This is a genomic window from Arthrobacter sp. Cza30, assembly GCF_059090765.1.
The window spans coordinates 688,959-702,427 of record NZ_JBNHGA010000005.1; the positions used below are offsets into that span (position 1 = coordinate 688,959).

Annotated in this window: 15 protein-coding genes; all 15 read right to left on the reverse strand. The window is 69.5% G+C overall.

What is annotated here, in order from left to right:
* Positions 1-61: 61 nt before the first annotated feature.
* The 15 genes from rpsG to AC5RVZ_RS20565 all read right to left on the reverse strand — a co-directional run bounded on the left by rpsG (position 62) and on the right by AC5RVZ_RS20565 (position 13,464).
* Entirely contained in the window at positions 62-532 is a 471-nt protein-coding gene (rpsG, locus tag AC5RVZ_RS20495; RefSeq protein ID WP_127511056.1) for a 30S ribosomal protein S7, read from the reverse strand.
* A complete protein-coding gene (rpsL, locus tag AC5RVZ_RS20500) occupies positions 532-906 on the reverse strand; it encodes a 30S ribosomal protein S12 (RefSeq protein ID WP_493979224.1) in 375 nt (124 codons plus the stop codon). The genes rpsG and rpsL overlap by 1 nt, the downstream gene beginning before the upstream one ends.
* A 300-nt stretch (positions 907-1,206) precedes the next feature.
* Entirely contained in the window at positions 1,207-3,297 is a 2,091-nt protein-coding gene (locus AC5RVZ_RS20505) for an acyltransferase family protein (RefSeq protein WP_494067523.1), read from the reverse strand.
* Between the two features lie 80 nt (positions 3,298-3,377).
* Positions 3,378-3,512 (reverse strand): LPXTG cell wall anchor domain-containing protein, encoded by a 135-nt coding sequence (locus tag AC5RVZ_RS20510; RefSeq protein ID WP_494067524.1) that lies wholly within the window; start codon positions 3,510-3,512, stop codon positions 3,378-3,380.
* Between the two features lie 142 nt (positions 3,513-3,654).
* Positions 3,655-4,446, reverse strand: coding sequence for an IclR family transcriptional regulator domain-containing protein (locus AC5RVZ_RS20515; protein ID WP_494067525.1), 792 nt, complete (start codon positions 4,444-4,446; stop codon positions 3,655-3,657).
* 8 nt (positions 4,447-4,454) lie between these two features.
* Positions 4,455-5,099: a 3-oxoacid CoA-transferase subunit B gene (locus AC5RVZ_RS20520; protein ID WP_494067526.1), complete on the reverse strand. Its 645-nt coding sequence runs from the start codon at positions 5,097-5,099 to the stop codon at positions 4,455-4,457.
* Positions 5,096-5,785: a 3-oxoacid CoA-transferase subunit A gene (locus tag AC5RVZ_RS20525; RefSeq protein WP_494067527.1), complete on the reverse strand. Its 690-nt coding sequence runs from the start codon at positions 5,783-5,785 to the stop codon at positions 5,096-5,098. Before AC5RVZ_RS20525 ends, AC5RVZ_RS20520 begins: the two co-directional genes overlap by 4 nt.
* A 12-nt stretch (positions 5,786-5,797) precedes the next feature.
* Positions 5,798-7,009, reverse strand: coding sequence for a thiolase family protein (locus AC5RVZ_RS20530; protein WP_494067528.1), 1,212 nt, complete (start codon positions 7,007-7,009; stop codon positions 5,798-5,800).
* A 198-nt stretch (positions 7,010-7,207) separates the two neighbouring features.
* Positions 7,208-7,636: a 4-carboxymuconolactone decarboxylase gene (gene pcaC / locus AC5RVZ_RS20535; protein ID WP_494067529.1), complete on the reverse strand. Its 429-nt coding sequence runs from the start codon at positions 7,634-7,636 to the stop codon at positions 7,208-7,210.
* 45 nt (positions 7,637-7,681) lie between these two features.
* Positions 7,682-8,476, reverse strand: coding sequence for an alpha/beta fold hydrolase (locus tag AC5RVZ_RS20540; RefSeq protein WP_494067530.1), 795 nt, complete (start codon positions 8,474-8,476; stop codon positions 7,682-7,684).
* On the reverse strand, positions 8,473-9,909 hold the full coding sequence (locus AC5RVZ_RS20545; RefSeq protein ID WP_494067531.1) for a lyase family protein: 1,437 nt from the start codon (positions 9,907-9,909) through the stop codon (positions 8,473-8,475). Before AC5RVZ_RS20545 ends, AC5RVZ_RS20540 begins: the two co-directional genes overlap by 4 nt.
* A gap of 6 nt (positions 9,910-9,915) precedes the next feature.
* Positions 9,916-10,488 (reverse strand): protocatechuate 3,4-dioxygenase subunit alpha, encoded by a 573-nt coding sequence (gene pcaG / locus AC5RVZ_RS20550; RefSeq protein WP_494067532.1) that lies wholly within the window; start codon positions 10,486-10,488, stop codon positions 9,916-9,918.
* The gene (gene pcaH / locus AC5RVZ_RS20555) at positions 10,488-11,333 is read right to left on the reverse strand and encodes a protocatechuate 3,4-dioxygenase subunit beta (protein ID WP_494067533.1); all 846 of its coding nucleotides are present in this window, start codon (positions 11,331-11,333) and stop codon (positions 10,488-10,490) included. The genes pcaG and pcaH overlap by 1 nt, the downstream gene beginning before the upstream one ends.
* 70 nt (positions 11,334-11,403) lie before the next feature.
* The gene (locus AC5RVZ_RS20560) at positions 11,404-12,591 is read right to left on the reverse strand and encodes a 4-hydroxybenzoate 3-monooxygenase (protein ID WP_494067534.1); all 1,188 of its coding nucleotides are present in this window, start codon (positions 12,589-12,591) and stop codon (positions 11,404-11,406) included.
* Positions 12,592-12,711: 120 nt separating this feature from the next.
* Complete coding sequence (locus AC5RVZ_RS20565) at positions 12,712-13,464, reverse strand: IclR family transcriptional regulator (protein ID WP_494067535.1); 753 nt, start codon at positions 13,462-13,464, stop codon at positions 12,712-12,714.
* Positions 13,465-13,469: the final 5 nt, after the last annotated feature.

Sequence of the window (13,469 nt, forward strand, 5' to 3'; positions counted from 1 at the left end):
TCTCCCTTTGTAGGTGAGGGGTACGACGACGGCGGTTAGCGCCGTCGTCGTACCGGCTCTTTTACCAGCGGTAGTGGGCGAAGGCCTTGTTGGACTCGGCCATCTTGTGGGTGTCTTCGCGACGCTTCACAGCGGCACCGAGACCGTTCGACGCATCCAGAATTTCGTTCATGAGACGCTCGGTCATCGTCTTCTCGCGGCGGGCCTTCGAGTAGCCGACCAGCCAGCGCAGGGCCAGGGCCGTGGCGCGGCCCGGCTTGACCTCAACCGGAACCTGGTAGGTGGCGCCGCCGACGCGGCGGGACCGGACCTCCAGGGTCGGGCGGACGTTGTCCATGGCCTTCTTGAGGGCGGCAACGGGATCGCCGCCGGACTTGGCCTTCACACCGTCGAGGGCACCGTACACGATGCGCTCTGCGGTGGACTTCTTGCCATCAACGAGAACCTTGTTGATCAGCTGGGTAACCAGCGGCGAGCCGTGTACCGGATCAACTACGAGCGGCCGCTTGGGGGCCGGACCCTTACGGGGCATTACTTCTTCTCCTTCTTCGCGCCGTAGCGGCTGCGGGCCTGCTGGCGGTTCTTGACACCCTGGGTGTCGAGGGCGCCGCGGACAATCTTGTAGCGGACACCGGGCAGGTCCTTCACACGGCCGCCGCGCACCAGCACGATGGAGTGTTCCTGCAGGTTGTGGCCCACACCGGGGATGTAGGCAGTCACTTCGATGCCGCCGGCGAGCTTGACGCGGGCTACCTTACGGAGCGCGGAGTTCGGCTTCTTCGGGGTGGTGGTGTAAACGCGGGTGCAAACGCCGCGCTTCATCGGGCTGCCCTTGAGGGCAGGCGCCTTGGTCTTGTTCACCTTAGGTGAGCGGCCCTTGCGGACCAGCTGGTTAATCGTAGGCACTTTCGTGTTCTCCGTTTTTCTTGGGCTTTGCCCCGTCTGTCATGCAGGGCCAGGCACTGTCGGTCGTCTTCGCACCCGCTGCGGAATCGAAGCGACCGTAGGCGTGCAAAAGTGTGGCATTCTCCGCGCAAGAACCCCGCGGACCGGAAACAGGCCCCGTTGCGGTTTCATCCGGAACGGCCTTCATCCACTGCCACACAAAAACAATCGAACATAAGTCTAGCAGAGTATGCGGGTCGCGAACGACGCGGTGTCCCGGCGGCTGCCCGGCGGTTGCTGCACGGCCGCCCGCCCGCGGCGTCACGGCCGTTCCATCGCCAGCAGCAAGGCCTTTTCCAGCGGCTGGGCCAGCGTCTTCATGTAGGTGCCGGAGACGTGGTTGAGGTCCCGGTAGACCAGGACGTTGCCGATCACCGCCGGGCAGGTCTCCCGGTCACAGAAGTGCGCCGACAGGTCGATGACCCGCGTCCGCGGAGCCAGTTTGGCGGCATCCTCGGTGAGGTCCTTGCCGTCGAGGCCGGCGCTGCGCGGCTGGCCGCATTCGGCCGGGTCCTCGTAGTTCACCGCCACGCAGTCCCGGGCGATCGCGCCTTCACGCGGGCGGGGCGTGTCCTTGAGCGCGTACACGTCGATGCCGGCGTCGGCGAGTTCGTTCCAATACTCGGCGAAGCCCGCCGCGCCGGGCCGCTGGCCGGTGTCCGAGTCCACGAAGGAAGACTCCGCGTAGTACGAGGTGAGGACCGCGTCCACGCCGCCGCGGGTCAGCCGTTCCATGGTCTGTTCGTTGGGCCCCCGGCAGACGGACTCCCCCTTGGCTTCCAGCTTGCGCTGCTCCGCGTTGAACGGGCAGGAATGATGGATGTACGTCAGCAGGCGCCATCCCCGCTCGCGGGCAACAGGCTCCAAGGCCTTGAACCACTGCCCGGCGTGCGAGTCCCCCACCAGCGCCAGGGTGAAGTCTCCCTCCGGGTCCCCGTAGGTGCATTCCTTGGTTTCGGTCGCCATCGACTTGACGGCGCAATCGCCAAGGCCGGACTGGTCGGCTCCGGCCTCGGCGGGATCCGGGACCACCAACGGGGTCTCGGTGGCGAAGGCGCGGTGGCCGTCCTCCGTGATCGAGGCAACCCCGAAGCCCGGCGGCGGGGCGGCCAGCAGCGCGGACGTCGCCTCGGCGCGTTGGGCCAGGATACGTTCCTGCTGATTGGCCGGCACGAACGCCAGCGTGCCGACCAGCGCGGTGGCCGCGGCGCCTGCGGCGAGCGGCCGCCAGGCGTTGGCACTGAACCAGCCAAAGCGGCGCACCGGTGTTTCCACGAAGTAGTAGCTCAGGGCGGCCAGGCCAAAGGAACAGGCCAGCAGTAGCGGACTGGTGGCCGGCCCGGGTTCCCGATCGGCCAGGATCGTGAAGAACACGATCAGGGGCCAGTGCCAGAGGTAGAGCGAGTAGGAGACATTCCCCGTCCATTGGATGGGCCGCCAGTCCACCAGGCGGTGCAGGGACAGGGGCCCGCTGGTCCGTCCGGCAGCGATGACGGCGACGGTGCCCAGCACCGGGAGCAGGGCCGCCGCCCCGGGGAACGGCGTGCTGGCGTTGAAGAGGAACGCCGAGGCCGTGATCGCGGCCAGGCCCGCTGCCGCCAGGAGGCTGCGCAGGTACGGCCAGCGGCGCGGGTCCCGGTGCAGGGCGGCCAGCAGCCCGCCCAGCCCGAGTTCCCAGATCCGGGTGGGCGTGATGAAATAGGCGGCCGGACTGCCGCCGGCGGTGGCCCAGATGCCATAGGCCAGCGACGCCGCGACGACGGCGGCGAAGATCACTGCTGCGACCCGGGCCACCCGCTCTTCCCCGGAGCGGCGCACCAAGCCCCGGCGGCCCCGCCTCGTCCGGCGCGCCGCGAAGACGGCCAGCAGGACCAGCAGCGGCCACAGCAGGTAGAACTGTTCCTCGACGGCCAGGGACCAGAAGTGCTGAAGCGGCGTCGGCGTCTCGCTCGCGGCCAGGTAATCGACGGAGTCGGCGGCCAGGACCCAGTTTTGGACGTAGAGGGTGGAGGCCAGGGCCTGGCCGCCGATGCGCTCCCACTGGCTCATGGGCAGCAGCGCCAGCGTGGCCGCCAGGACGACGGCGATGGTCAGCAGCGCCGCCGGCAGGATGCGCCGGATGCGGGCCGCCCAGAATGACCGCAGGGACAGCGTGCCGGTGGCCGCCGCCTCCCGGAGCATGTGGCCGGTGATCAGGAAGCCGGAGATGACGAAGAAGACGTCCACTCCGACGTAGCCGCCGGGCAGCCAGCGCGGCTCCAGGTGGTAGGCCACCACCAGCAGCACCGCAAGGGCGCGCAGGGCTTGGATTTCGGGCAGGAATTTCCGCCGCGGCGTCGTGTCAGGATCCATCGCAGGACATTCAGCCATGCCAAGGTCAACGACAGTTGGCGGCGGGGTGAACGCCCGGGTGCAGGACCGGGCCGGCTACCTCAGGCCGCTCGGCGCCGCCACCAGAGGAGGGCGGAGCCAAGCATCAACAGGCCCGCTCCACCCGAGGCGAGCCAGGCGGTGCCGGCGGCCCCGGTGTCTGCCAGCGCGCCGGCCGGGACGGCCGCCGGAAGCACGTTCGACGGCGCTGCCGGCTGGGGCTGCGAGGCCGGGATGATAACTGCCGCAGGTTCCTTGGCCGGTGCCTCCGGTCCGGGCTCGCTCCCTGGGGAACTGGATTCCTGCCGGCGGCGGGGCTGGCGCGCCCGCCTTCGGAACCTACTGCTGGGCGCGCAGCGCGTCGGTGACCTTGGCGGCGGCGGCCCGCAGCTTCGGCAGGGCCTCCGCGACGACGGCGTCGACGTCCCGGGTGCCGTCCGCCAGCGATGCCTGCATGGACATGTTCAACGCGGCGGCCACGGACCCGTCCGGATGCAGGACCGGAACGGCCACCGAGCGCAGCCCGATCTCCAGTTCCTGGTCCACCAGGGCCCATCCCTGGCTCCGCACCTTGTCCAGCTCCGCCCGAAGCCTGTCCGGGTCGGAGATGGTCCGTGACGTCAACGGCTTCAGCTCGGCCGAGGCCAGATAGTCCTCCAGCCGGCCGGCGGGCAGGCCGGCGAGCAGCACGCGGCCCATGGACGTGGCGTAGGCGGGGAAGCGCGTGCCCACCATGATGCCCACGGTCATGATCCGCCGGGTGTGGATGCGGGCGATGTAGACGATCTCATCGCCGTCGAGAATCGACGCGGAGGTGGATTCATGCAGCTCCGCGGAAAGCTCTTCCAGCAATGGCTGCACCAGCTGGGGCAGACTCTGCCCGGCGAGGTAGGAATACCCCAGCTGGAGCACCAGAGCGGTGAGTTCGAAGACGCGGCCGTCCGTGCGCACATAGCCCAGGTCGACCAGGGTGTGCAGGAACCTCCGCGCCGTGGCACGGGTCAGGCCGGTCCTCTTGGAGACCTCGCTGAGCGTCATGGTGACGTTGTCGGCGTCGAAGGCCCTGATCACGGTCAATCCGCGGGCCAGCGACTGGACGAACTGGTCGCCCGGCGTCTTGGTCTCGGTCATGGTTCCTTTTACTCGGTGGGCGGAAGCAGCTTGACGTCCATCTTGGACTGCAGTTCCTCAAGCGTGGTCCCGAACGTCTCGCGCACGCGCACGCCTTCCTCGGTAATCAGGAAGACCGCGTCATTAGTGTATACGCGGGTGACGCAGCCCACCCCGGTGAGCGGGTAGGTGCATTCCGGCACCAGCTTCGGCTTGCCGTCCTTGGTGAACAGGGACATCATCACGTAGACGTCCTTGGCCCCGGTGGCCAGGTCCATCGCGCCGCCGACGGCGGGAATGGCGTCGGGTGCGCCGGTGTGCCAGTTCGCCAGGTCGCCGGTGGCGGAGACCTGGAACGCGCCGAGCACGCAGACGTCCAGGTGGCCGCCGCGCATCATGGCGAAGGAGTCGGCGTGGTGGAAGTAGGACGCGCCCGGCACCTCGGTGACCGGGACCTTGCCCGCGTTGATCAGGTCCTGGTCGATCTGGTCGCCCTGCGCCTCCGGGCCCATGCCCAGCATGCCGTTTTCGGTGTGCAGGGTGATGTCCTGCTCGGCGGTCAGGTAGTTGGAGACCGACGTCGGCTGGCCGATGCCGAGGTTGACGAAGGAACCGGGCTGGATGTCCCGGGCCACCAGCCTGGCCAGGTCTTCGCGGCTGAGTTTCTCGCTCACTGGTTTGCCTCTCCCTCTGCGGCCTGCGGCGCAATTTTGACGACGGTGTCCACGTAGATGCCCGGAGTCACGATGACCTCGGGATCCAGTTCGCCGGTCTCCACGATGCCGGAGACCTGGACGATGCTCTTCTTGGCGGCGGCGGCCATGATCGGTCCGAAGTTGCGGGCGGTCTTGCGGTAGACCAGGTTGCCCTTCCGGTCGGAGGTCAGCGCCTTGATCAGCGCGACGTCGCCGTGGATCGGGGTCTCGAGCACATAGCCCCGGCCGTCGATCATCCGGGTTTCCTTGCCCTCGGCCAGCATGGTGCCGTAGCCGGTGGGCGTGAAGAAGCCGCCGATCCCGGCGCCGGCGGCGCGGATGCGCTCGGCCAGGTTGCCCTGCGGCACCAGTTCCAGTTCGATCTCGCCGGCGCGGTAGGCCGTGTCGAAGTGCCAGGAGTCGGACTGGCGCGGGAAGGAGCAGATGATCTTCTTGACCCTGCGCTCCTTGATCAGCAGCGCCAGGCCGGCGTCCGCCTGCCCGGCGTTGTTGTTCACCACGGTCAGGTCGGTGGCGCCGCAGTCCATGAGCGCGTCGATCAGCTCCATCGGCTGGCCGGCGTTGCCGAAGCCGCCGATCAGCACCGTGGCGCCGTCCTGGATACCGGCCACGGCGTCCCGGGCAGTAGCAGCGAATGTAGGCACCCGCTTACCTCCTTAGTTCTTGGTTGAGTTGACGTTTTCCAGCACGACGGCGAGGCCCTGGCCCACGCCGATGCAGATGGCGGCCACGCCCCAGCGATCGCCCGATTCCTGCAGCCGGCGGGCCAGCGTGCCGAGGATGCGGATGCCCGAGGCACCCAGCGGGTGGCCGATGGCCACGGCCCCGCCCCAGGCGTTCACGATCGACGGGTCGATGTCCCAGTTGTCGATGCACGCCAGCGACTGCGCGGCGAATGCCTCGTTGAGCTCGACGGCGGCGACATCGGACCAGCCGATGCCGGCCCGCCGGACGGCCTGGTTGGCGGCCTCCACCGGCGCGAACCCGAAGTACTGCGGCTCCAGGGCGGAGGCGCCGCGGCCGGCGATCCGGGCCAGCGGCCCGGTCCCCAGCAGCCCGGCGGCGGCCTCGCTGCCCAGCCACGCCGCGGAGGCGCCGTCGTTCAGCGGCGAGGCGTTGCCGGCCGTGACCGTGCCGCCCTCGGGGCCCTCGCCCGCCGGCCGGAAGACGGTCTTCAGCCCGGCCAGGACGTCAACGGTGCTGGTGGGGCGGATGGACTCGTCGCGGATCAGGTCGGTGCCCGGAACCTTCACCACCATCGAGTCGTACTTGCCCGCGTTCCAGGCCTCGTCGGCGAGGCGGTGCGAGGCGGCGGCGAACTCGTCCTGCCGTTCGCGGCTGATGCCGTGGCGCTCGCGCAGCTGCTCGGTGGCCTCGCCCAGGGAGACGGTCCATTCCCGCGGCATCTTCTTGTTCACCAGGCGCCAGCCCAAGGTGGTGGACGCCAGGGTCATGTCGCCGGCCGGGTAGGGCTTCTCGGTCTTCGGCAGCACCCACGGCGCCCGGCTCATCGACTCGACGCCGCCGATCAGCACCAGGTCGCCTTCGCCGGCGTTGATCTGCCGGGAGGCGATGATGGCGGCGTCCAGGCTGGAGCCGCACAGCCGGTTCACGGTGGTCCCCGGGATGGAGGTGGGCAGGCCGGCCAGCAGCGTTGCCATGCGCGCCACGTTCCGGTTCTCCTCGCCGGCGCCGTTGGCGTTGCCGAAGATCACCTCGTCGATGCGCTCCGGATCCAGGCCGGGGGCCCGGGAAACTTCCGCCTTGACGACTTCGGCCGCCAGGTCGTCCGGGCGGACACCGGCCAGCGCACCGCCGAACTTGCCGAAGGGGGTGCGGACGGCGTCATACAAATATGCCTGGTTCATTCGAGGCTCCTTCGCGGCGCACTTCCGGGGCGCGCCTTTCGGTTACAGCGAACGGCCCGGTCCGGCGCTCAGGCCGGACCGGACCGCTCCGTCGACACGGGGGTCCGCGCGGAACATACCGTTTCGGCGGGAACCGCCGCGGGCGCTTCCGTTCCTGTCGAAAGTGTTCGCTTTACGAACGCATGTACGTTATATGAACTATATCGAGCCCTTGTGATCCTCGTCAAGGCTGGCAAAGACGCCCTTGGCCACCTTGAACGCGACGTTGGCGTCCGGGACGCCGCAGTAGATGGCCGACTGCAGCACGACTTCCTTGATCTCGTCGCGGGTCATGCCGTTGGTCAGCGCCGCCCGGACATGCATGGCGAATTCCTCCCAGTGGCCCTTGGCGATCATGGCGGTGAGCGTGATGGCGCTGCGCGTGGTGCGCGGCAGCCCCTCCCGGGTCCAGATGGTCCCCCAGGCGTAGCGGGTGATCAGTTCCTGGAAGTCCTGGGTGAACTCATCGATCGAGCTGTTCGCGCGGTCCACGTGGGCATCGCCGAGGACCTGCCGGCGCACGGCCATGCCCTCGTCGTAAACCTCCTGCTGGGTCTTGGCAGGATCGAAGGTGCGGTTTTCGCTCACGGCGTGTACTCCTTGGTTTGGTCAGTCATGGGTCCGGCTGCGGCTTCAGGCGGCCAGGAAGAAATCGCGCAGCAGCGCGGCGGTTTCTGCGGGCGCCTCGGCGGGTGCCTGGTGGGCCACGCCGTCGACGACGGCGGAGCTGCCCTTCTGCACGCCGGCGGCCACCGCTTCGGCGAACTCCGGCGGGCACACCTGGTCGAGCGCCCCGGCGACGGCGATCACCGGAGTGGTGATGTCGCCGAGCCGCCCGCGGACGTCGAAGCCGGCCAGGGCCTCGCAGGCGTGGGCGTAGGCGAAGCGGTCCGCGTTCTGCAGGGTGTGCAGCAGCCGGGTGGTGCGCTCGGAGTGCTTCTCGATGAAGCCCGGCGCGAACCAGCGCTGCGCGGAGCCGGTGACCATCGTGGGTGTGCCCGCCTGGCGCACGATGTCCGCGCGTTCCAGCCACGCGGCCGGCTCGCCGATCGTGGCACCGGAGCAGACCACGCCCAGGCCGGCGAAGCGGTCCGGGTGGTCCAGGCCCAGCTGCAGCGCCAGTTCACCGGCCATCGAGACGCCGGCGAAGTACACCTTGGCGCCGGCGTCGATGTCGCCGGCTTCGCGCAGCTTGTCCAGCATCGCCACGACCCCCTGGCCGAGTTCGGCCATCGTGTACGGTTCGGTCGAGGCGGGGCTGGCCCCGTGGCCGGGCAGGTCCACGCCCACCACCTGGAAGTCCTGCAGGTGCTCCACGGCGTCGGCCCAGAGCGCCTTGGCGCCGGTACCGAGTCCGGCGCCGGCCAGGAGCACCGGCCTGCCTTTGCCCTCGGACAGGAGGGTGGGGGTGATGTCGGGAACGGTCACGAATGGCTCCATTCTGCGTAGTGGGACGTGATCCGGTCGATCAGGCCGCTGCTTTGGCCGGTATACCCGGCCGGGTCCAGCAGTTCGGCCAGCGCCGTGTCGGAGAGGACGTCGCCGGGCACGGCTTCGCGCAGCAGCTGCGCCAGGCTGCCCTGGCCGGCGAGCGACTGGTTGACCAGGCTCTGGACCTTGGCCTTGCCGGCGCCGGGGGTGCCTCCGTCCAGCATCGGCGCCACCGTGGCCATGACGCGTTCGCTGACCACCAGCTCGCCGGTGATCTCCAGGTTCCGGCGCATTTTCTCCGGGCGCACCACCAGGCCGTCGGAGAGTTCGGCCAGCTTGGCGGCTGCCCCGCCGGCGAGCCGGAGCAGCTGGCGCAGCGCCTGCCACTCGACGTGCCAGGAGCCGTCCGGCCGCTCGTCCACGGCCCCGGCCGCCGCGGCCTGGACCTGGGCCAGGTGCCCGGGGGCGGCGAGGGCGGCGCTGCGGATCAGCACGGACAGCACCGGATTCTGCTTCTGCGGCATGGCCGAGGAACCGCCGCGGCCGTCGGCGGCGGGCTCGGAGACCTCGCCCACTTCGGGCCGGCTGAGCAGCAGCACGTCGTTGGCGACCTTGCCGGCGGCCGCCAGCACGTCGGCCAGCGCGGCGGCCAGCGCCGTGACCGGCAGCCGGTTGGTCTGCCAGGGCGCCACCGGATCGGCGAGCCCCAGCCGCCCGGCGAGGCGGGCCGCCAGGGCCAGCGCACCGCCGTCGTCGTCCTGCCCGGTGCCCTCCGCCGCCGGGCGGGCGGGCGGGTCGGCCAGGTCGGTGAGCGCCGCCATGGTGCCGGCGGCGCCGCCCCACTGCAGCGGCAGTTCGCCGGCCACGCGCTCCAGCCGGACGCCGGCCTGCGCCACGCCGGAGAGCCAGTTGGCGGCCTTGAGCCCGAACGTCGACGGCAGCGAATGCTGGGTCAGGGTGCGGGCCACCGTGACGGTGGCGCGGTGTTCGTCCGCCATCCGGCCCAGGGCCGCGGCGGCGGACTTGAGGTCGGTGACGATCCCGGCCAGCGCGCGGCGGGCCATCAGCATCAGGGCGCTGTCCAGGATGTCCTGGCTGGTGGCGCCGCGGTGGATTGCCGGGACGGCGGCGGGGTCATGCTTCTTGATCTCCGCCCGCAGGTCGGCCAGCAGCGGGATGACCGGGTTGCCGCCGCCCTGGGCCCGATCGGCCAGCCCCGCGGCGTCGTAGAGGTCGGCGCGCGAGGCCCGCTCGACGGCCGGGACCGCGTCCGCGGCCACCCGGCCGGCGTCGGCCAGCACGCGGGTCCATTCGAGCTCCACGTCGAGCATGGCCTGGATGAATTGGTAGTCGCTGGTTAAACGGGACGCTGCCGTCCCGGCCGAGGCCGGAGACAGCAGCCCGAAATCAGCGTGGTCCGCTGGATTCATCTAGGCCTAAATCCCCGGGTAGGTCAGGAAGACGGTCTCGCCGTCGCCCTGCAGCCGGATGTCGAAGCGAAGGTCGCCGTTCGGTTCGCGCTCCGCGATCAGCGTGTTCCGCCGCTCTTCCGGCAGCGAGGACAGCAGCGGGTCGTTCGCCAGCGCCTCGGTGTCCTCCGGCAGGTAGATGCGGGTGAACAGCCGGTTCAGCAGGCCGCGGGCAAAGACCACCAGGGAGATGAACGGGGCCTTGCCCGGCTCGGTGGCACCCGGGTTGACCGTGGTGAAGGTGTAGTGGCCCACGTTGTCCACGGCCACGCGGCCGAAGCCGGTGAAGGTGTGGTTGTCGCGGACCAGGGAACCGGTTTCGCGGGAGATCTTGCCGTGCTCGTCGGCCTGCCAGATCTCCAGCATGGCGTCGGGGATCACGGTGCCGTTGCCGTCGTAGACCACGCCGTGCAGCCGGATGGCCCCGGCGTGCGCGCGGTGGACCAGCTGGCTGTCCTTCTCGTAGGGCAGCGCGAAGCCGTAGAACGGGCCGATGGTCTGGCCCGGGGTGGGCACCAGTTTGGTGGTGGACTCGCTCATCAGTGCTCCTCGCCTTCTTCCATCCATGTGCGGTTGCTGCCGGAAAGGACGATGTCCCAGCGGTAGCCGGTGTTCCACTCGTGGCTGGTGACCGAGTGGTCGTAGGTGGCGACCAGGCGGTCGCGGGCCGCCGGGTCGGTGATCGACTGGTAGATCGGATCCAGCGGGAACAGCGGGTCGCCCGGGAAGTACATCTGGGTGATCATGCGCTGGGTGAAGTCCGTGCCGAACAGCGAGAAGTGGATGTGTGCCGGGCGCCAGGCGTTGTGGTGGTTCTTCCACGGGTAGGGGGCCGGCTTGATGGTGGTGAACTTGTACTCGCCGTTGGGCCCGGTGATGCAGCGGCCCACGCCGGTGAAGTTCGGGTCGATCGGGGCCGGGTGCTGGTCGCGCTTGTGCACGTAGCGGCCGGCGGCGTTGGCCTGCCAGACCTCCACCAGTTGGTTGCGCACCGGGCGGCCGTCGCCGTCCAGGACGCGGCCCTGCACGATGATCCGCTCGCCGATCGGCTCGCCGTTGTGCTGGATGGTCAGGTCCGACTCCAGGAGGTGCACGTCACGTTCGCCGAAGGCCGGGCTCCACAGCTCGATGGTCTCCGGGTCCGCGTGGTGCAGGTCCTTGGTGGGGTGGCGCAGCAGCGAGGAGCGGTAGGGCGCAAAGTCGATGCGCGGCTGCGTCTCTTCGGCGCCGCCGGCCTCCACGCTCTTGCGGTACGCCTCGTGGCTGTCGGCGATTTCCCGGCTGATCTTTTCCTGTGAATCCGCGGTGGCGGCAGGGTCCAGCAGGTGGCTGTCGTCAAACGTCTCGTCCTCGAAAGCCTCGTCCGGAGCTTTTGCGTCGCTCATCGGGACTCCTTTCCGTTGTGGCTGTGGATGGTTCGGGGTTTGCGCGCCCGGCATGGTGCGGGCGGAGTGGTTACTTGTGCGGCCAGCCGGTGTAGGACTCGGCCAGGTACTGCTGCCCGAAGCGGGAACCGGTCACGGTGGCCAGTTCGCCGAGGGCACGCTTGGTCTCGAACGGCGAGGCATCCGTGCGGGTGTGCAGCATGCTGGTCATCCAGTAGGAGAAGTTCTGCGCCTTCCAGACCCGCTGCAGGGCCAGGTCGGAGTAGCCCTCCAGCAGGGCGTCGCTGCCGGTGGAGTAGAACGAGTCGATGGCCTCGAAGAGCACCTTGACGTCCGCGAAGGCCAGGTTCAGGCCCTTGGCCCCGGTGGGCGGCACCGTGTGCCCGGCGTCGCCGGCCAGGAACATGCGCCCGTGGGACAGCGGTTCCCGCACGAAGGAGCGGAAGGCCAGCACGGTCTTGTCGAAGATCGGCCCCTGCTTCAGCTGGAAGCCGTCCGGCCCGTCGACCCGTTTCTGCAGTTCCGCCCAAATGCGGTCGTCGCTCCAGTCGTCCACGTTCTCGCCCGGATCGCACTGGAAGTACATGCGCTGGACGGTCTCGCTGCGCTGGGAGATCAGCGCGAAGCCGTGCGGCGAGTTCGCGTAGATCAGTTCCGGGGCGCTCTTCGGGGCCTCGGTCAGGATGCCGAACCAGGCGAACGGATACTCGATCTTGTAGTCCTGCTCCCCCATCACCGCGCGGCGGCAGAAGCTGCGGGAGCCGTCGGCACCCACCAGGATGTCGCAGTGCACCTCGAAGGCCGCGCCGTCCTTGTCCGTGAACCTGAACTTGGGCGTGGTGGTCTCCAGGTCCAGCACCTCGGTGACCTCGGCCTCGTAGCGCACGTCGCCGCCATCGCGCCTGCGGGCAGCGGCCAGGTCCAGGAAGACCTCGTTCTGCGCGTACAGGGTCACGGTGGCGTCCACGAGGTCCTTGAAGTCCAGCGGATGCGATTCTCCGTTGAAGCGCAGGTCGATGCCGGCGTGCTCGTCGCCCTCGGTCAGCACCCGGCCGTCGACGCCGGTGTCCGTGAGCATCTTGACCGAGCCTGCCTCCAGGATGCCGGCCCGGTGAGTGTTGTGGATGGTGTCGTGGTCACGGGATTCCACCACGAGGTTCTCGATGTCGTGCCGGGCCAGCAGGTGGCTGAGCATCAGGCCGGCCGGTCCCCCGCCGACGATTCCAACCTTGGTTTTGATGATCTGCGGTTGCGCCATGGGTAAGTCTCCTGGGTCAAAGAGGAAGCCGTCTCTTCACCAGTGTGAGCCCGGCGACACACGCTCCGCCCCGGCGTTCTCATTGAATGAGAATTACGACGGCGGTGGTTGCCGCCGCCGTCACAGCGCCACGCCCATGGCCCGGGAGATGCCGCGCGCGGCCGTCATCAGCGCGGGGACCACGGCGTGGAAGTTCTCAAATCCCAGCGGCACCACCACGCCGAGGGCCGCCAGCGGCCGGCCGGCCGGGCCGAGCACGGGGACGGCGATGCCGGTGGTGTCCACATCGATCCGCCCGTCGAACGCCGCATAGCCCCGCTTGCGGATGTCGGCCAGGTGCCGGCGCAGGTCGAAGGAGATTGGGTCGGCCGACGCCACGGCCTCCGGGTGCCGGGTCAGGTAGGACTCCTGGACGTGGTTGGGCGAGTAGGCCAGCAGCACCATGCCCATCGAGGTCCGGTGCACCGGCATCCGGCCGGCTATCTGGGCCTGGTTCACCACGGAGCCGCGGCTGGAGAGCCGCTCGATCACCAGGACTTCGTCCTCGCGGAGCACCGCCAGCTGGGTGTGCTGGCGCACCACGGACTGGATGTCCTCCATGAACGGCATGGCGGCCTGCCGCAGGTCCACGGCCGGCGAGCTCCGGTTGGCCAGCTCCCACAGCCGGAGCCCGAGCCGGATCTCGCCGGGGCCCTCCTTCGTCAGCAGCCCGTGGCGGGACAACGCCTCCACCAGCCGGTAGGTCGTTGCCAGCGGCACCTCCGCCCGGCGGGAGAGCGTGGCGACGGTCATCGCCGGCTTGTCCGGCTCGAACGCAGACAGGATGCGCACCAGCCGGTCCAGCATCGAGTCACCGGACGGGGAATTGGCCATGTTCC